The organism is Amycolatopsis orientalis (assembly GCF_000943515.2).
GTDB classification, from domain to species: Bacteria; Actinomycetota; Actinomycetes; order Mycobacteriales; family Pseudonocardiaceae; genus Amycolatopsis; species Amycolatopsis orientalis.
The window spans coordinates 2,649,784-2,664,582 of the sequence record NZ_CP016174.1 but is presented as its reverse complement, the minus strand read 5'-3'; the positions used below and the strand labels follow the sequence as shown (position 1 = coordinate 2,664,582).

The following is a 14,799-nucleotide window of genomic DNA, read 5'->3' as shown; positions in this document are numbered from 1 at the left end:
TCTCCTATCGCCAGGCTCCGAAGAACTCCTGTGTGGCCGGCGGCGGCCCGTAGGTCAGAAACCCGTGCAGCGCCAACGTCACCGAGATCAACGGCGCCGGATTCGTCAGCGCGTTCTTGCGGGACCAGGCCCGCGCGTCCCCCAGCGGTCGCCACGCCGCGCCCTTCACCGAGTCGTTCAGCTCCGGCTGGTTCAGGTGCCGCGCGGTCTTCGTGTCCGTCACGGCGTCGTAGAGCGATCCGCACGCCCTGGCGAGGTCGCTCGCCCAGGTCGTGACGATGAGTTCGTCCGGCTCGGGCTCTTTCTCCGGATCCCGATCGCGGACCTTGAAGCCCAGCTCCTTGAGGTCCGGCAGCAGCGACGCTGCCTCGCTGCGGTCGTCGATCACGAACACGCAGGGGTTCCACTTTTCCTTCAACGTGACCACGTCGCCAGGGACCCACGACACGCCCGGCGCCGACTTGATGACCTCCAGATGAAGGAGCCCGTCGTCGCGGCGCCCGACCACGCTGATCGCCGAGCTGGAGCGATCGTTGTTGACCTCGATCCCAATCGCCACCGGGTCGACCGGGCTCGACTTGATGTCGATCAGGTCCGTCCACTGCTTGTCGCTGATCGGCTTCGTGCCGCCGACGAGCGACTCGTGCCACCCCAACCGCTCCCGACCGAACTCCCTCGGCGGGAGAGCCCGCCGCTCGGCCCTCACGTAGTCGTGGGTGATCCGCTTGCCGAGCGTGTGGTTCGCCTGCGCCCAGAACTCTTCGTTGTCCAGCGCACAATCGAGGGTGCCGACGGTGTGCGGGCACTTCTTCCCCAATGCACACGGAGGGTCCTCCCAGCCGTGCGGCGCGCAGAACTCCACCCACACCAGCGACGGATCGCCGCCGGCGCGCCCGCGGACCTTCAGGTTGTGCAGGTGCGTCGAGGTTTCCTTGCCCGCGCTCGACCCGTAGCTGATCTGAGCGTCCGACCGGGTCGACAGCGTCGGCATCAGGGTGCCCATCGAGTCGGCGCTCAGGATCAGCGCCTCGTCCATGACGACCCGTTTCCCCTTCAGGCCGCGGCCGCCGCCCTGGCTCCGTGCCAGGAACTCCAGCAGCGCCCCGTTGTGCAGCTCGATCGCCTCTTCGCCGTGTGAGTAGGAGATCTTCTTGACCCGGCTCGACAGGATCGACGTCGTCTCGATGCAGGTGCAGATCGCGTCGAACGAATCCCGCGCAGTCCGGAACCTGTGCGCCGTCCAGACGATCCGGTCCGGCCGCATCAGGAACAGGTCGAACAGCACCACCGGTAACAGCACGCCGTCGGTCTTGCCGTTCTGGCGGGCCTCGACGATCGCCGACTCCAGCGCCGCCCAGTTCCCGCCCGGCCCGAAGGACAACATCGCGTCAACCGCGCGCTCCTGCTCCGGATCCAGCTCCCGCCCAGCCTCGGCAGCAAGGTCGATCGCCTCGTCACCGTACGAACCGAGCCTCGGCGGCACCCAGAAGTACGCCGGGTCGATCACGCGCCCGATGCCTTCTGCACCCGCCGCGCCGCCAGCTCGTCGAGCCGGTCAGCCTGCTTCGGCGCGCCCTTCACCGCCTCCTCCATCGCCGCCCGCAACTCCTTCGACAGCGACGCCGCACCGGCCGCCGTGTGGTTCCCGGAGACGAAAAGCTCGGCCAGATGCATCACGTGCGCGCCTTCCGGCGTGTCCAGACGCTCCACGGTCTCCAACTGGCGCCGGTAGGACGCCACCAGGCCACTCACGGGCCGCCGCGGCGCCTCCGGAGCCTCCGGCGACGCCTTCAGGTCGATCACCCGAGGGTTCGGACGGTTCCTCGGCGGCCGGCACGTCGTGCAGAACTTCCGCGGCCGCGCCGACCCCTGCTGCGGCGGGATCGTCTCGCCGCACTGCTCGCAGGTGCGCTCCATGACCGCACCTCCCCGCTGGCCTCCTGGCTTGCTGGCTTAAGACTTTTGCCGGGAGAAAAAAGTCGACTAAGGGCTCGGGGTCTCTGGGGGGCCGCGCGCCCGTGGTGCCCCCTCCCCCCGGGCCCTGGCGGGGTGAGTGGATCGTGTTTGTGCTGGTCACCGCGTCGTGTTGTGATCTTCGCGGTGTGTTGGTTGAGGTGACCGATGGCCTCGGGTGCCTGCCGTGCTGGCTACCTGGTGTGGGGGTGGTGGGTGGGGTGGGGCGTCGGGGGTGGGGCTGCCCGGTGTGCCCCGTGCCGGGTGCCGCGCTGCCTTGGTCGCTGTCGAGGTCTGGTGTGCCTGGCCCGGGTGGGGCCGGGGTGTGGTGCTGTCCCCCGGGTTTCCCCGTTAGCTCAGCCAGTCGCGCGAGTTCTGTGTACGGGCGCGGGCGCGGTTGCCTCGGATCGCTGCTGATCCTCGGTTGCAGCCTTGGTGCTCTGGTCCTCGGTAGATGCTGCGATCGTCGTCGTCGTGGCCCAGGTCCCAGGGGGTACCGGGGTGGATGGGTTGGCGGCACCTCCAGCAGTTGACTCCCCCGGCGTCGATGAGCTGCTGGAGTTCGGCGCGGAGGCGTCGGTGTCGGTAGCCGTAGCCGCGGTCGGTGCTGCTGCCGCTGCCTGCCATCGGGCGGTCCTACTCGACGATGACGATCTGCGGGTTCGGTCGCGACGCCGTCGCCGGCGCGAGGTCTTGCTCCCGCCGTCGGAAGTCCGGGTCGTCGATGATCAGGAGGTCGGCGCGGCAGCCACGCCCGGCACCGCGGTAGCGGCGGCTGATGAACCGGATCCGTGTGCCGGTGTCGAGGCGTTCGAGCTGCTCTTCGCCGTTGGTCCGCCGGGCCTTGATCCTGATGTTGTGGCCGAGGTCGAACTCGCTCGGCCCGTTGGCCGTGCCCAACCTGTTGATGCAGTTCACCAGGCGGTGGAAGGCGTCGAGGAGCGTGGCCCGGTGCTGTGCGGACCACATGACGTTCTCGTCGAGGATCAGGAAGCCGAGGAGCACGCGCGTGGCGACGAGGTCGTCTGTCTGGCCCGGGGTCGGCGGTGTCCACGTGGGGCACTGCCATTTACCCGTCTCGGGGTCGATGCGCAGCGCTTCCCGGAGTACCGCGGCCTGCTGTTCGTCCAGGTGCAGCCCGGCCAGGCGGGCGAACTCGTCGATGTCCTCGATCACGGGGCTGTTGCTCGTGGGCATGGGCATGGCGGCTCGCACCTCGCTCGGTCGATGTCGAAGGTGTGCCGCCCGCGTCCTGCCTGTGAACGGGCCTGGACCGACGGCGCTACCCGGCTCCGTCGGGCAGTCCCGGGAATGAGGCGACCCCGCCGGGCAGGTGGCCTGGCGGGGTCGCGGTCCCGGAGCCGATCCCGGGTTACGGCGCTATTTGTTGGTGATCGTGGGGCGGGCATAGCTCACGCCTGGGAATAGCGTTGCACAGCTGTTGATCAGGGGCAATCACCAGGTGCCTGTCACGGGCCCGCGTCGCCTGGCAGGGGCGTGCAGGTGTTCTCGATGACGCCGTGTTCGAGGACTCCTTGATGGCCGTCCTCATAGGTCACCGTGTAGAACAGCAGCCCCTTCGCGTCGGCCTGGACCTTCTCCTCCACGGTGGGCGGATAGTGCCAGTCGGCCGTGATGGTGAGGATCCCGCCGAAGACGCTGCGGAAGCGCTGGCCGGTCTCGAAGCGCTCTCGTCGCGTCATGGCCGGTCGTGGGCGACGCGGTTGATCGCTTCGAGCAGGGGCCGGAACTGCGTGGTCTGCTCGGCGTTCTTCAGCGCGCCGTCGCGCTCGGGGATGTACTGGGTACAGCTGAAGTCGAGCCCGGGTGGCGGGTGGTCGGCGTCGACACTGGTGTTGGTGATCAGGCCGCCGAGGGCGAACGGCCGGTTCGTCGGCTGGTTCATGTGGACAGTGTGCGCCATCGTCACGCGGACTTGTGCACGAACGGCGGCTGATCCCCGATACGTCGCCAGACGGTGCCGTTGAGATCTTCGAACTCGATCTCAGCCTGAGGCGCCAGCGAGGTCAGCCGACTCACCTCATCGAGGACTGGGAGGTCCAACCTCGGGGAATTCAACAAGCAATTCCATTTTTCCTCGGGCAGCAGCACGAGTCGAATTACTTCATTCGGCACCCATTCTTCGAGTACGGTCTGCGTGTTGGTACGGAGATGAAACGTAATGATCGAAACATTTACGACCGGCTCAGTTGAGGCATTTCGAATTACTACCTTCACTCCCTCGTAGGTACCTCCAGTGACGATACTGGTGACGTAGAAGGCTTGCACTTTAAGCCGCTCAATCTCCTGGCTTCGTTCGCGTCGCCGCTCATCACTGGCAATTCGAAGTGCCACCCACGCAGCAACCAGTGCGCCGAGCCCACCGAACCATTGTCCCAACCCAGCCCAGTCGTTGACGTTGAGCCATCGATGCAGGAGCCAGATCACTCCCAGCACGAAGGCGACGGTGACCAAGATCGCCCACGTCGACTTCCTGACATTCTTGAAGCTGCGACGTTCCGGCCTCACGTTTCCATCCCCTTACCCGCGGCGCTGAAGTCGAGTGCCACGTGCGGGTCGTCGAGGTCGGGCATGGTCGGTCTCCTGTCGTTCAAGATCATCCGTTCAAGATCGATTAGGTGTCGTTCAAGATCGACACCCACAAGATCAATCGGCGCCGCCGTCCTCCACGGGCGGCGCCGGCGGGCGTTCGGGAAACTCGGCGCCGGGTTCGCGGTTGTGCCAGGCGATGAAGTTGTTGATCACCGCGGAGCGGTTGCGGGCACCGGCGGTTTCCTCGAAGCGTTTCCAGCGTTCGGGCGGGATCCGGATGGGGATCGCGCGGGTGTGGGTGTCCTTGGTCATGGCTCCTCCTGTGTACGCACACGGAGGCTAGCAGGGGTTTTGCCGTGTATCTACATTCCCTCTTGCGTGTATCTACACTGCGATGCTACTGTGTATCTACACGGAGCACAGAGTGAGGGAGACGAAATGACCGAGCAGACCACCACCCCCGAGATCACCACCGCCGCACTGGACGACATGCGGGACGTCCTGGTCCGGGACATGGGAATCGTCGGCGCCGCCCACGCCCCAAGGGACAAGGTGGTCGCCCGGATCGCCAAGGAGTTCGGCTCCATGGAGCACTTCCTCGGCCACTACGGCCACTGATCACCTCGCCCCCGGCTTCGGCCGGGGGCATCACCCAGGCCGTAACCATGTAGATACATTCACGCCTCTTGCGTGTATCTACACATCCTTGCTATCGTGTATCTACACACCGAAAGACGGAGGCCCCGATGACCAGCACCACCACCACCCGGTGCACCCGCTGCGGTCGGACCCTCCGCTCCGCCGCCTCCATCGCCCGCGGCTACGGCCGCACCTGCGGCGCCCGGATCGCCGCCGCCGCGAAGGTCGCCGCCCACAAGCCCGCCCAGGTCGAGAAGGCGGTCGAGCTGATCGCCGACGGCGGCCTGGTCCTCCGGCGCAACGGCCGGAACCGTGTGTTCGAGGTCGTGGCCTCCAACGGCACCGACCGGTACCTGACCGCCGCGCAGGCCTGCACCTGCAAGGCCGGGCTGCGGGGCGTCAGCACCTGCTACCACCGCATCGCCGCCCAGCTCGTGACCGCCGCCTGAGTTGTCGATCTTGGTCGGTGTCGATCTTGGTCGACACCGACCCGACCGGAAGTACCTTCCGCGCAAGATATTTCGATTGGAGATCCACTATGTCCACACTCGACCTCTACGTCCTCACTCACCGTGCCGCCGCGCTGGTCGGCGAGATCGCCATGGCCCAGCGCGAAGGCTGGTCCGCTCACCGAATCCACGAACTGGAGGACATCCGCGCCACCGCCTTGGAGGAGCTGCACGGCCACGCGATCGCCGAGGACGTCGAGCGTGGCATCGAGGGCGACGACGCGCTGATGCTCGGCCGTCTTCTGGAGTTCGCGTTGCTGCTGGACGTTGAGGCGCCGCGCACGGCGATCGCGGTTCGGGTGTTGCGGGACCGGCTGCACGGCCAGGCACTGGACCAGTGGTCGCGGTATCTCGGGTTGCTCAGGGAGAAGTCGGGTCGTGCTGGCGCGGCGCACGGGAAGGGTTGTCGGTGTTGTGGTGCGGGTGTCGCCCAGTGGCGTTGATCTTGAACGGCCCTCACCCACCATCCACACCAGACAGGGGAAGTACTTTGTCCGACGCCACGATCGACATCCGCTACCTGCTCGACTCGGCCCAGAGCCGGGTCACCGTGCTCGGCCCCAGCGGAGGCGAGGGCTACACCCGCGTCGAGTTCGAGGACGGCACCATCGACGCCTTCCCCGACCACGCGATCATCCGGGACGCTCAGTACGCCCTGGAGTTCGTGCAGAAGGTCCCGACCGAGTTCGACGAGTGGGACGAACCGCGCGTGTTCACCCGGTACTTCGACGACGAGGCCGCCGCCGAGGCGTGGTTGCAGTCCGAGGCGGGGCAGCTGTACACCAGCCTCCGCTCGTACACGGCCAGGACGCAGGTGCCCGCCACGGGCAGCGATGCGGTGCGCAGCCTCGAACCCGCTCCCCTGGCCGACCGGCTCGGCGAGGCGCTGCTCGCACTCGACGCGCCCGAGGAGACTCCCACCGCCGCCGAGGATGACGACCCGCTCGACGCGGTCCGCGAGCTGGTCACCGAGGCCCACGATCGCCTCCCGGCCGACGAGTTCGGCGGCCCGCTGTGCAAGACGTGCGCGGCGGCCGAGGCGCTGGTCGTGTTCCGCGAGGTGTTCGCGGACGGCTACCTCGCCGAAGGCATCGTCAGCGGACTCGGCTGCCGAGAGGTGGAAGCGCTGATCGGTGTGCTCAACGCAGAGGACCGGGAGACCTGGTTGCGGTACCACTGCACCGGAGACTGTGACGACCTCGACGTGCACGGTGCGTCCGAAGAGGACGTCGCACTCTGGCGCGTGATGAACGAACCGCCCGACGAGGCGACCCCCAACCGCTGAGCCGAAACACCGCGCGCCCCTCCCCCGCGCGGTGTCCGGGGAATCGAGACCCCGCTGACGATGGCTCCGATCCCGTCAGGATCATTCGCGGCGTTCGCCGACTCTCCACATTGGATGCACCATGCCTTCACGCGACCCCGATGATGGGGAGATCGACGACGTCGACCAGTTCCTGAACACGCTCGGTGAGGTCGAGTACGACGACGTTTTGCTGTCCCTTCTTGGCGACGGCGGCAACCTCGACGTCCCCGGCGACGCCGTAGAGCAGCTGCTGACAAACGCGCTCAGCAGCTGGCGGGACGACGGAGACCGCGAACCCGCACGGGACGAAGCCATCGGCCAGAAACACCCGGCAGGCGACGAATGGCCGCCCGCAACAACAGGAGGAACAGTGTCCATCCAGGAGAAGGCCGCGGAACTGCGCAACCTCGCCAGCTTGGAACATGCGAGAAGCATGCTGGCGGAGCTTAAGGCCGACGTGGAGGGGAAAGTTCAGATGGCCGCAATGTTGCTCGGCAACCACGCCGGGCTGTCGGAGATTCAGGGGGCGGCTGGTCAGGTCGAGTCTCTGGCGGATCAGGTCATGCAAGCGATCGGCGCGCTCGGCGAGGCGATCACCGGTGTCGCGGACCGTATCCAGCAAGGTTGAAGCACTGAGCTGTTCCCGTTCTCTCGGAATCCTGAGTATGGGAAACCGGCCGCCCAGTTGGATCGTGAGCTGGACGAGGTGGTCGAGGAGACCATCGAGAGGCGGGCGTACGGCTCGGACACCGAGGACCAGGAAGCGCGTGAGGCCAACATTTTGGAGGCACGCGGCCGTATGAACTAGGCTCGAACCGTCTGCAACACCCGGGCTCTGCCCCGGCAGAAGGCCCCGGCATCACGCCGGGGCCTTCGTCATGCGGGCTACACCGCGTGCCAGGCACCAGCGACGAACCGGGCGTACACGACGCCGGCGTCACGGAACCGTTCGCCGTGGCCGAGCGCATCGCTGACCGCGATCGGGTCGGTACGGTCGACGCCTTCGAGGTCGCGATCCGTGTCGGCCTGGGTGATCCGTTCGATGGTGGCGATCAGTTCGAGTTCGTGTTCGAGCTGCATGGCGTGTCCTTCCGTAGGGTGTCTCCCCTCACCTATTCCGAAGGGTCCAGACGGCAGGACGGCAGGACGGCGTCGTCATGCCTGCTCGAACAGCGGGTCCGCGGCGAGCGCCTCAGGTGCCCACGTGAGACCGACGGTCTTGCCGTCGCCCCGGCGCTCGACGCGGAAAAATCCGCCAGGATTGCCGTACACCTCTTCCTGTCCGTCGCCGGGGATCTCGCGACCGTTCAGGATGACGACGAAGTTTCCGGCCTCATCCCGGCCGACGAAGTTGAGCGAGAACCGGATCGAGTCGTAGGACTCGCCGAAGAAGGCGCGGACCTCCTGCGGTGTCGTCGAGGGGGTCAGATGCAGTTCGTCGAACGTGGTCGACTTGCGTACGTAGCCGGTCATGGGGTTGGTCGTCTCCTCGGTGAGCGTGTACTCGAATGGGCCGTCCGTCGGGAGTTCCTGAAATTGGTTCTGCACGTCGGCTGCGGTCTGGGCGTTCGCGCGGTTGGGGATCAGCCAGGCGCCGGCGGCGAGATTTGTGCCGTTGCAGATCGGGCCGGAGGTGGTGATAGTGCCATCGCCGTTGTCGACGGCGGTGAAGCCCCAGTAGCTCGCGAAAGCTGCTACTTCGGGGAAGTTGCTGCCGGTCCATTCGAGCCCTTGGATGATCGGCGGTCGCTCGGTGAAGTAACGGATGGGCATGGCTTTCCTTTCAGGATTCGGCTGGCCATGTCTGGCCGGGTTCGGGAGGTGCGGCACGGTCGCGCTCCGCGGACACGGTGTCCGCGCGCCGGTCCCGCTGTTCCAGGTAGCGGAGGATCTCCGCGAGGTCGTAGCCGCCACTCCCTCGGGTGATGTGTCGCCGGTGGACCCACGAACGCAACGTCGCGGACTTCAGACGGAGCCGGTCATCGCCGCGCTTGTCGGCCTCCTGGTTGAGCAGGTGGAGGACGAGCTTGGCGGGGACGCGGTTCACAGCACCGCCGTCACGCGGGAAAGGCGCGCCCGCTGGTAGTGCTTGTTGCAAAGGCCGCGCGCCTTCGCCGGATCAGTGCAGGCGTCCTTCGAGCACTCCGGCGTCTTCGCGGCATCGAGGTTGCGGTGGCAATTCCGGCACCGGGGTTCGTACTGCTGGATGTCGAGGCTGTAGGGCCTGCCGTCGGGCGCGTACAGCTCGTTCGGGTCACGGTGGGTGTAGGACCACTCGGCCGCCGGGCTTCCGCAGTCGAGGCACGCATGCGCGTCGGCGCGGCCGCGCGCGGCGATCACGCGGAGATGCGCAGCCGAGTAGGTGATGTCTGTGCGCTGGGTCGGCTGCCAGTTGGCGTCGCCGAGGCGCTTCCAGCGGTAGTAGTGCAGGGCGCACCAGCCGCGCGCGCGGTGCGGACGCTTGCATCCATCGATCGAGCAGCCGTCCTTCGGCGACGGCGGGTCCGCGACGCTGCCGGTCTTGCGCACCCGCTCGTAGTGGACCGCGCAGTAGCCCTTGCACCGGTGCTTCTGGGCGCAACCGTCCACGCTGCAGCTCATCACGCGACCTCCAAGTTGTTCGCGACGGCCAACCTCACCCAATCCAGGCCGTCGTACGTCCTGCGGCACACCCCACACTGCGCCGGTTTCCCGGGCCCGCCCCACCGGACGGTGCCGTCGCAGGTGACGTTCAGGCACTCCCCCAACGGCTTCTGGGGTCGGTCGCCGGACAGTTCGCGGGCCTGCCGGTGGAGCTCGGCGACGTCGTCGAACAGCTCGTCGAAATCCGAGCGTCCGGCTAACCACCACAGGAGGTTGCGGATGTAGTCCAACGCCCCGCCAAACGATCTTGGTCGGAGTTCGTCCCGCTCCTCCGCGATCCACTTCGCGATCGTCACCGCCGACGACGTCAACGACCGCGGCCACGACCCCGCATCATCCGGCGAACGGAGAATCGCCTCGCCGTCCTCGTCAACATCACCCGGCCGGGACCGCGGATCCAGCGCGGTCAGGACGTCGTCGCGCGCCGGCGAGCGGGAGCCGTAGCCCGGGGACATGCGTCCGGTCTGGCCGCGGGCGGGCTGGGTCATCAGCGGCAGGAACTCCGTGGTGTACAGCTCGAGGTCTCGTAGCATCTGGCCGACGCGGTTCCGGCAGTCCGAACAGCCGTAGCGGGTTGACGGCTTCTCGCACACCAGGCAGTGATCGAATCGGTCGTCCGTCATTTGGCACGCTCCCGGTAGATGAAGGCGATCAGCGCAAGGAGCGTCAGCGCGACGAGCACGGCGGTAACGACGGCGCCGCTGGTGAGTTCCGGCGTCGTGGTCATCGGCCCCACCGCCTGAGGACGTGCCAGATCCGCCCGACGATCGACGGTCGTTTTTCGACGATCGTCCGTCGACTTATGACGGGCGGGTCGACCACCACTCGCAGGCGGGTGTCCGTGCACGCCTCCTCGAACCGGCGGCGCAGCTCGGCGAGTTCGTCGTCGGACAGGTCGCGGTCGAACCTGAGCGGGCCCGGCTGGGCGTGCTGCCACTGGTAGGGCGTGGATTCTTCGACGGTCTCGACCAGCTCGACCGGCACGTCGAACAGGTTGACGATCATGCCGTTGGTGTACCGAGGCGGCCACGCTTTCGGCAGCGCGTCCATCTGCTCGCGGGTGAGCTTGATCCGCTCCGTCATCGGGCAGGTGTCGAGGCTGATCCGGTTCATCATCTCGACGATGTCGTCGAGCGTGACCGGCTCGGCGCGCGGGGGCGCTGTGGTGGCTATGACCTCGATGGCGCTTTCCTCGGCGGCGGCCCGGATCGCGGCCGCGAGTTCTGGCCGGACGCTGTCGGCGGCCGCGGTGAAGTCGGCGTCGTCGAGCCGGGCGCCGAGCCGGGCCAGCTGGTCGGCCAGCACGACGGCGGGCGGTGGCTCGATCCCCCAGCTTCGAGCTTCCTCAATGCTGACGAGCCCGAACCCTGGCTTGCTGAAATCGACGACCGGCTCCGGTGGACGATTGCGCACCAGCGGGTTGGGCTCAACTCCCAGTTGCTCCAAGTTTCTCCCAGGCTGGGAGTTCGTCTCGTCGGCGTAGGGGCGGGCGGGGATCGACGCCGGCGGTTCCTCGGCGGGGCCGAGCGTCCAGCCGCCGGGCGGGGTGAGGTAGCGGCCGTGGTACTCGTTGCTCACTGTCCACCCTCCTTGATCAGCCACGCGTCCTGAACGTTCGCGAGGGCTTCCTTGAGCAGGGTCTCCATGAGCCGGAGTTCGCGGCGGCCGGTGCGGGCGAGGGACTCGGGGGCGACGCGGTCAAGGTGGGTGACCTCGCCGCGTTCGCCATCGACGTACTGCACGGTGTAGCCGGAGGTCGGCATGAGGATGGCCAGGTCGTCAGGCCGGTCGTGCGGGTGGATCACGGTCGGGTTGCTCATTTGCTGCCTCCGGTCGTGGTCGTGGTGGTCTTGGCGCAGATGCAGCTGACTCGTTGGCAGCGCGGGCAGGCGACGGTCGGCGCGGTCACGAGTCCTCCAGCGCGGTCGTGATGGCGGTGACGGTCTTGCACGGCCACGGGATCGGCTCCTCGTGGGCGTCGACCCCGCACTCGCGGCAGTCGCCCGCGTCGTCGGCGTGCAAGTCGAGGACGGCGCGGAGCGCGGTGAACACTTCGGGGAAGTACGTGCCTGCCGTGTCGTCGACGCCGGTGTCGGTGTGGCTCGGCATGGACTTGGCGGCGTAGGCGTCGAGCTGTTCGCGGGCGGTCAGCGGCTTCGGCTCGACGGCCACGGAGCCGTGGCCCTCGCAGTCCGGGCAGTCGATCGGGCGGACGAATCCCATCCGGACGGCGAGGTCGGAGCCGGGCGGCAGGGTCGCCCAGGCGGACCAGGGTTCGCCGTCGTCGGTGTTCGCGATCTTGCCTTCGCCGAGGCATCGGCTGCAGGTCTTCCTCATGCTGCTTCCCTTTCGGTGTCCCAGGCGACGCCGCCGAGCGCGGCGGTGTGGTGGGCGCGCGACGGGACGCCGGGGATGCCGAGCCGTTGCCCGGCCATCGTGGCGAGGGTGAGGGCGTCCCATTCGTTGTCGTTGGCGCACTGGCATTCCTCGCCCCACAGCCGGGCCATGCCGACGGCGACGAGGTCCTTGCCCGCGTTGCCTTTGTTCGCGGCGAACTTCTTCACGACGTTCGGTGGTGCCATCGCGACGTGGTGGTGGTCGAGGAGCAGGGTGTCCACGATGGACCACCACAGCCCTGCGCGGTCCCATGTTCCGGCGGCGTTCTTCGAGAACGCGGGTGCCTCGATGATCACGAGGTCGGCGTTCAACGCGAGCTGGGTGACGCGGTCGACGATGCGGCGGAGCCGGTCGTTGCGGGCGCGGAGGCTGTCACCCTTGTGCCCCACGGACTTGATGGTCTGGACGCGGTAGAGCGGGTTGCCGTTGTCGAGGTAGCTGGTGTCGAGCGCGGCCACACCGGTGCCGGTGAGCGACGGATCGATGCCGAGCGCGCGCATCAGCCCTCCACATCCCAGATCACGACCGGGAAGTAGCCCGGCTTTCCCTTGTGTGCTTTGCCGTCCTCGCCGCCACCGGACCAGTCGAGCCACCAGCCTCCGGCCTCCAGAGAGCGAACGGTGAGGCAGGCGCCGCATTCGTCGTCGTGGGTGGTGTGGTCGGGGCAGGCGTCGAAGTGCCGGGCGTAGGTGTAGTCGAGGTCGCTCCGGTCCGGGATGTCGTCGGCGTCCCAGCCGAGACCGTCTTCGCGGGCGATGGTTTCGATCGCGGCGAGCACGTCGCGGTGGTAGGGGTGGCCGAGGAACACCCACGTTTCGGCGTCCTCGCCGAGCTGAACGTGCCGGAGGCCGCCGCGCAGCTGGGTGTCCTTGATCAGCTGGTCGGGGAACTCGGGATGCGGGCCGAGCCCGGCGAAGGGGATGGCTTCGGTCATTGCGGTGGCTCCAGGTCGTTGGGGCAGGCGAGGCAGAGGGCGGCCATGGCGAGCGCGAGCGCGCTCGTCCAGCCGAGGGCGATCAGCGTGAGGCCGAGGGCGAGAACCGCGGCACCGGCGAGGAAGAACTCGTCGACGTGCGCGAGGTCGACTTCGCGGGTGGGCTGGCCGGGGTCGAGGGTCACTTCGGCACCTCCCGAATCAGGCCGCGCTCGATCCCCAACCGGAAGCACGGGTCGCAGATGAGATGCCCGCCGCACTCGTCCGGGCAGTACCTGGAGCAGACGAGGTGGACCGGGGTGTCGTCGCAGATCTCCAGGAATTCCGGGGCGGCGGGCTCGCGGGGGTCCTTTGTGATGCAGTGCAGCTGCCCGTTGCCGGTCGGAACATCGCGAGTTTCCTGTGGCCTGGCAAGGCGTGTGTCAGCCATCGATCACCTCGGGGAAGGCGTCGGCGGCGGGCACGAACGGCGCGGGCGGCGGGAGCCTGAACGCGACGGTGTCGTCGCGCCGTCCGCCGGGCGGGAAGATCTGGCCGCCACTGCGAAACGGCTGGCTCGCCACTTCTTCGCCACTGTCCACAACGGACGGCGGGGTGGGCTGGCCGCACGCGCAGCCGTCGGCGCAGCACATCGGCTTCGGGTCTTCGGGGTCGCCAGAGACGTCGTGGATCATCGCGGGGTGCTCGCACGGCGGAGTGTTCGGGCAACGGCCGTCCGGCGTCGGCTCGGCGGGCTGGTCGATCTGGAGTGCGCGGCCGAAGTCCTGGATCGCGGCCTTCCCGGTCTCCCACCGAGCCGGGTTCTCGGCCGCGCCCACGTCGGCGATCGCGGCGGCTGCAGCCCATGTCAGCTTGGCCGCGTCGATGCGGGCCTGCAGCTGGTCCCGCTCGGCGGTGAGTTCGGCAACCTGCAGGCTGAGGACGTCGCCCTCGCGCGCCTTCTCACCCGCGTACTCGGCCTTCTCGGCCAGCTGCGCGACTGCGGTGTCGCGTTCGTCGCGAAGGTCGGCAGCTTCGCGGGCAGCGGCGTTTCGAATACGGTCGGACTCACGACGCGCATTCGCCTGCTCACCAGCGAAGTCGGTCAGCTCCTCGACCCTGGTGCGCAGCTCGTCCCGTTCGGCGATGAGGTTCCGGACTCGCGCGGGCAGACCCTCGCCGTAGATGGCCCCGGCTTCGCGGAGGATCCGGACCGTCTCGGCGACCATGGCGGTCACCTGCTCGTGCTTGGCGGCCGGAACCACGGGGCCCTTGTACGCGGGTGCGGGCGGCCACTCGGCGGGCGGCAGCGTCGCGCACGCGGTCAGCCACAGCGAGGTGCGCGTCTTCCCGGATCGTGCGGCGAGTGCGGCGGCGTGCCGCAACAGCGGTGTCGCCTCGCGTGCCCGGTCGTCCCAGAGCTCGACCGGCACGAGCAGGCCACGACGCGCGAGCTCCCGGGCGGCGACGACGTCGGTGACCGCGGGCTCGTAGCCGCGCGTGAGGCCGAGTTCTTTCGACACCACTTCGTGCACGACGCGGGCGGCGAGGTCGATCACGGCGTCGCGGGCGCCGGCGGTTTCGATCTGGTCGGTCACGGGTTCGCTCCTTCCGTGCGCTCAGGAAAGAGTTCCTTCAGCAGCGCCTCATCCCGCTTGGTTGGATCGGTTCTCGGCAGCGGCTTCTGTCGCCCTGTAGGCACCGTTTCGAACCCGGCAAGGGAGGTGTGCCCCTGCATCGCCATCCACGCGAGTCGCCCGTCATATCCGGGGAAAGGGCCCATCACGTGCGGGCGTTCGGGTTCAAGGCGTCCAGCCCAGACACGGAGGCGCCACGCGAGCCATGCGCGGAAGTCTCCGACCGGTTGGCGGTTGGGGATCTTCACG

Annotated in this window: 26 protein-coding genes; 5 read left to right on the top strand and 21 right to left on the bottom strand. The window is 68.0% G+C overall.

Going from position 1 to position 14,799, the window contains the following annotated elements; all coding sequences use genetic code 11:
- Window positions 1–4: 4 nt before the first annotated feature.
- The 7 genes from SD37_RS11705 to SD37_RS11680 all read right to left on the bottom strand — a co-directional run bounded on the left by SD37_RS11705 (window position 5) and on the right by SD37_RS11680 (window position 4,818).
- Window positions 5–1,507: a hypothetical protein gene (locus SD37_RS11705; protein ID WP_044851561.1), complete on the bottom strand. Its 1,503-nt coding sequence runs from the start codon at window positions 1,505–1,507 to the stop codon at window positions 5–7.
- Window positions 1,504–1,917, bottom strand: coding sequence for a hypothetical protein (locus tag SD37_RS11700; protein ID WP_052674951.1), 414 nt, complete (start codon window positions 1,915–1,917; stop codon window positions 1,504–1,506). Before SD37_RS11700 ends, SD37_RS11705 begins: the two co-directional genes overlap by 4 nt.
- 672 nt (window positions 1,918–2,589) lie before the next feature.
- Entirely contained in the window at window positions 2,590–3,156 is a 567-nt protein-coding gene (locus SD37_RS11695; protein ID WP_145926611.1) for a hypothetical protein, read from the bottom strand.
- Between the two features lie 266 nt (window positions 3,157–3,422).
- Window positions 3,423–3,656: a hypothetical protein gene (locus SD37_RS11690; RefSeq protein WP_044851564.1), complete on the bottom strand. Its 234-nt coding sequence runs from the start codon at window positions 3,654–3,656 to the stop codon at window positions 3,423–3,425.
- Window positions 3,653–3,859: a hypothetical protein gene (locus SD37_RS11685; protein WP_145926610.1), complete on the bottom strand. Its 207-nt coding sequence runs from the start codon at window positions 3,857–3,859 to the stop codon at window positions 3,653–3,655. Before SD37_RS11685 ends, SD37_RS11690 begins: the two co-directional genes overlap by 4 nt.
- Window positions 3,860–3,879: 20 nt before the next feature.
- A complete protein-coding gene (locus SD37_RS42635) occupies window positions 3,880–4,482 on the bottom strand; it encodes a hypothetical protein (RefSeq protein WP_145926609.1) in 603 nt (200 codons plus the stop codon).
- Window positions 4,483–4,620: 138 nt separating this feature from the next.
- Entirely contained in the window at window positions 4,621–4,818 is a 198-nt protein-coding gene (locus SD37_RS11680; RefSeq protein WP_044851566.1) for a hypothetical protein, read from the bottom strand.
- A gap of 126 nt (window positions 4,819–4,944) precedes the next feature.
- On the opposite strand from SD37_RS11680, the gene SD37_RS11675 reads away from it, so the two are divergent.
- The 5 genes from SD37_RS11675 (at window position 4,945) to SD37_RS42630 (ending at window position 7,588) form a co-directional block, all read left to right on the top strand.
- Window positions 4,945–5,124, top strand: coding sequence for a hypothetical protein (locus SD37_RS11675; RefSeq protein ID WP_044851567.1), 180 nt, complete (start codon window positions 4,945–4,947; stop codon window positions 5,122–5,124).
- Window positions 5,125–5,252: 128 nt separating this feature from the next.
- Window positions 5,253–5,594, top strand: a complete 342-nt coding sequence (locus SD37_RS11670; protein ID WP_044851568.1) for a DUF6011 domain-containing protein — start codon at window positions 5,253–5,255, stop codon at window positions 5,592–5,594.
- An 89-nt stretch (window positions 5,595–5,683) separates the two neighbouring features.
- Window positions 5,684–6,097: a hypothetical protein gene (locus tag SD37_RS11665; RefSeq protein ID WP_044851569.1), complete on the top strand. Its 414-nt coding sequence runs from the start codon at window positions 5,684–5,686 to the stop codon at window positions 6,095–6,097.
- 47 nt (window positions 6,098–6,144) lie between these two features.
- Window positions 6,145–6,939, top strand: a complete 795-nt coding sequence (locus SD37_RS11660; protein ID WP_044851570.1) for a hypothetical protein — start codon at window positions 6,145–6,147, stop codon at window positions 6,937–6,939.
- 121 nt (window positions 6,940–7,060) lie between these two features.
- On the top strand, window positions 7,061–7,588 hold the full coding sequence (locus SD37_RS42630; RefSeq protein WP_145926608.1) for a hypothetical protein: 528 nt from the start codon (window positions 7,061–7,063) through the stop codon (window positions 7,586–7,588).
- A 257-nt stretch (window positions 7,589–7,845) separates the two neighbouring features.
- On the opposite strand, the gene SD37_RS11645 is transcribed toward SD37_RS42630, so the two are convergent.
- From SD37_RS11645 to SD37_RS42625, 14 genes are all read right to left on the bottom strand, one after another.
- Window positions 7,846–8,040: a hypothetical protein gene (locus tag SD37_RS11645; RefSeq protein WP_044851573.1), complete on the bottom strand. Its 195-nt coding sequence runs from the start codon at window positions 8,038–8,040 to the stop codon at window positions 7,846–7,848.
- Window positions 8,041–8,115: 75 nt separating this feature from the next.
- Window positions 8,116–8,790 carry a hypothetical protein gene (locus tag SD37_RS11640; RefSeq protein WP_145926607.1) on the bottom strand — a complete coding sequence of 225 codons (675 nt, stop codon included), beginning with the start codon at window positions 8,788–8,790 and terminating at the stop codon, window positions 8,116–8,118.
- On the bottom strand, window positions 8,744–9,007 hold the full coding sequence (locus SD37_RS11635) for a hypothetical protein (protein WP_044851575.1): 264 nt from the start codon (window positions 9,005–9,007) through the stop codon (window positions 8,744–8,746). The genes SD37_RS11640 and SD37_RS11635 overlap by 47 nt, the downstream gene beginning before the upstream one ends.
- Window positions 9,004–9,561, bottom strand: coding sequence for a hypothetical protein (locus SD37_RS11630; protein ID WP_052674952.1), 558 nt, complete (start codon window positions 9,559–9,561; stop codon window positions 9,004–9,006). The genes SD37_RS11635 and SD37_RS11630 overlap by 4 nt, the downstream gene beginning before the upstream one ends.
- Window positions 9,561–10,226 carry a hypothetical protein gene (locus SD37_RS11625; protein ID WP_044851576.1) on the bottom strand — a complete coding sequence of 222 codons (666 nt, stop codon included), beginning with the start codon at window positions 10,224–10,226 and terminating at the stop codon, window positions 9,561–9,563. Before SD37_RS11625 ends, SD37_RS11630 begins: the two co-directional genes overlap by 1 nt.
- A 100-nt stretch (window positions 10,227–10,326) precedes the next feature.
- On the bottom strand, window positions 10,327–11,181 hold the full coding sequence (locus SD37_RS11620) for a hypothetical protein (RefSeq protein ID WP_044851577.1): 855 nt from the start codon (window positions 11,179–11,181) through the stop codon (window positions 10,327–10,329).
- The gene (locus tag SD37_RS11615) at window positions 11,178–11,423 is read right to left on the bottom strand and encodes a hypothetical protein (RefSeq protein ID WP_044851578.1); all 246 of its coding nucleotides are present in this window, start codon (window positions 11,421–11,423) and stop codon (window positions 11,178–11,180) included. Before SD37_RS11615 ends, SD37_RS11620 begins: the two co-directional genes overlap by 4 nt.
- Before the next feature lie 85 nt (window positions 11,424–11,508).
- The gene (locus SD37_RS11610; RefSeq protein ID WP_044851579.1) at window positions 11,509–11,940 is read right to left on the bottom strand and encodes a hypothetical protein; all 432 of its coding nucleotides are present in this window, start codon (window positions 11,938–11,940) and stop codon (window positions 11,509–11,511) included.
- Window positions 11,937–12,500 carry a RuvC family protein gene (locus SD37_RS11605; protein WP_052674953.1) on the bottom strand — a complete coding sequence of 188 codons (564 nt, stop codon included), beginning with the start codon at window positions 12,498–12,500 and terminating at the stop codon, window positions 11,937–11,939. Before SD37_RS11605 ends, SD37_RS11610 begins: the two co-directional genes overlap by 4 nt.
- A complete protein-coding gene (locus SD37_RS11600) occupies window positions 12,500–12,934 on the bottom strand; it encodes a hypothetical protein (protein WP_044851580.1) in 435 nt (144 codons plus the stop codon). Before SD37_RS11600 ends, SD37_RS11605 begins: the two co-directional genes overlap by 1 nt.
- Window positions 12,931–13,119 (bottom strand): hypothetical protein, encoded by a 189-nt coding sequence (locus SD37_RS11595; RefSeq protein ID WP_044851581.1) that lies wholly within the window; start codon window positions 13,117–13,119, stop codon window positions 12,931–12,933. Before SD37_RS11595 ends, SD37_RS11600 begins: the two co-directional genes overlap by 4 nt.
- The gene (locus SD37_RS11590) at window positions 13,116–13,364 is read right to left on the bottom strand and encodes a hypothetical protein (protein WP_044851582.1); all 249 of its coding nucleotides are present in this window, start codon (window positions 13,362–13,364) and stop codon (window positions 13,116–13,118) included. Before SD37_RS11590 ends, SD37_RS11595 begins: the two co-directional genes overlap by 4 nt.
- A complete protein-coding gene (locus SD37_RS11585) occupies window positions 13,357–14,511 on the bottom strand; it encodes a hypothetical protein (RefSeq protein WP_044851583.1) in 1,155 nt (384 codons plus the stop codon). Before SD37_RS11585 ends, SD37_RS11590 begins: the two co-directional genes overlap by 8 nt.
- A complete protein-coding gene (locus tag SD37_RS42625) occupies window positions 14,508–14,798 on the bottom strand; it encodes a hypothetical protein (RefSeq protein ID WP_145926606.1) in 291 nt (96 codons plus the stop codon). The genes SD37_RS11585 and SD37_RS42625 overlap by 4 nt, the downstream gene beginning before the upstream one ends.
- Window position 14,799: the final 1 nt, after the last annotated feature.

What these genes read in the sequence shown, in the direction of transcription:
- SD37_RS11700 (WP_052674951.1), bottom strand. Translation starts at nt 1,917, where the DNA reads ATGGAGCGCACCTGCGAGCAGTGCGGCGAGACGATCCCGCCGCAGCAG.
- SD37_RS11695 (WP_145926611.1), bottom strand. Translation starts at nt 3,156, where the DNA reads ATGCCCATGCCCACGAGCAACAGCCCCGTGATCGAGGACATCGACGAG.
- SD37_RS11690 (WP_044851564.1), bottom strand. Translation starts at nt 3,656, where the DNA reads ATGACGCGACGAGAGCGCTTCGAGACCGGCCAGCGCTTCCGCAGCGTC.
- SD37_RS11685 (WP_145926610.1), bottom strand. Translation starts at nt 3,859, where the DNA reads ATGAACCAGCCGACGAACCGGCCGTTCGCCCTCGGCGGCCTGATCACC.
- SD37_RS11680 (WP_044851566.1), bottom strand. Translation starts at nt 4,818, where the DNA reads ATGACCAAGGACACCCACACCCGCGCGATCCCCATCCGGATCCCGCCC.
- SD37_RS11675 (WP_044851567.1), top strand. Translation starts at nt 4,945, where the DNA reads ATGACCGAGCAGACCACCACCCCCGAGATCACCACCGCCGCACTGGAC.
- SD37_RS11670 (WP_044851568.1), top strand. Translation starts at nt 5,253, where the DNA reads ATGACCAGCACCACCACCACCCGGTGCACCCGCTGCGGTCGGACCCTC.
- SD37_RS11665 (WP_044851569.1), top strand. Translation starts at nt 5,684, where the DNA reads ATGTCCACACTCGACCTCTACGTCCTCACTCACCGTGCCGCCGCGCTG.
- SD37_RS42630 (WP_145926608.1), top strand. Translation starts at nt 7,061, where the DNA reads ATGCCTTCACGCGACCCCGATGATGGGGAGATCGACGACGTCGACCAG.
- SD37_RS11645 (WP_044851573.1), bottom strand. Translation starts at nt 8,040, where the DNA reads ATGCAGCTCGAACACGAACTCGAACTGATCGCCACCATCGAACGGATC.
- SD37_RS11630 (WP_052674952.1), bottom strand. Translation starts at nt 9,561, where the DNA reads ATGAGCTGCAGCGTGGACGGTTGCGCCCAGAAGCACCGGTGCAAGGGC.
- SD37_RS11625 (WP_044851576.1), bottom strand. Translation starts at nt 10,226, where the DNA reads ATGACGGACGACCGATTCGATCACTGCCTGGTGTGCGAGAAGCCGTCA.
- SD37_RS11615 (WP_044851578.1), bottom strand. Translation starts at nt 11,423, where the DNA reads ATGAGCAACCCGACCGTGATCCACCCGCACGACCGGCCTGACGACCTG.
- SD37_RS11610 (WP_044851579.1), bottom strand. Translation starts at nt 11,940, where the DNA reads ATGAGGAAGACCTGCAGCCGATGCCTCGGCGAAGGCAAGATCGCGAAC.
- SD37_RS11605 (WP_052674953.1), bottom strand. Translation starts at nt 12,500, where the DNA reads ATGCGCGCGCTCGGCATCGATCCGTCGCTCACCGGCACCGGTGTGGCC.
- SD37_RS11600 (WP_044851580.1), bottom strand. Translation starts at nt 12,934, where the DNA reads ATGACCGAAGCCATCCCCTTCGCCGGGCTCGGCCCGCATCCCGAGTTC.
- SD37_RS11590 (WP_044851582.1), bottom strand. Translation starts at nt 13,364, where the DNA reads ATGGCTGACACACGCCTTGCCAGGCCACAGGAAACTCGCGATGTTCCG.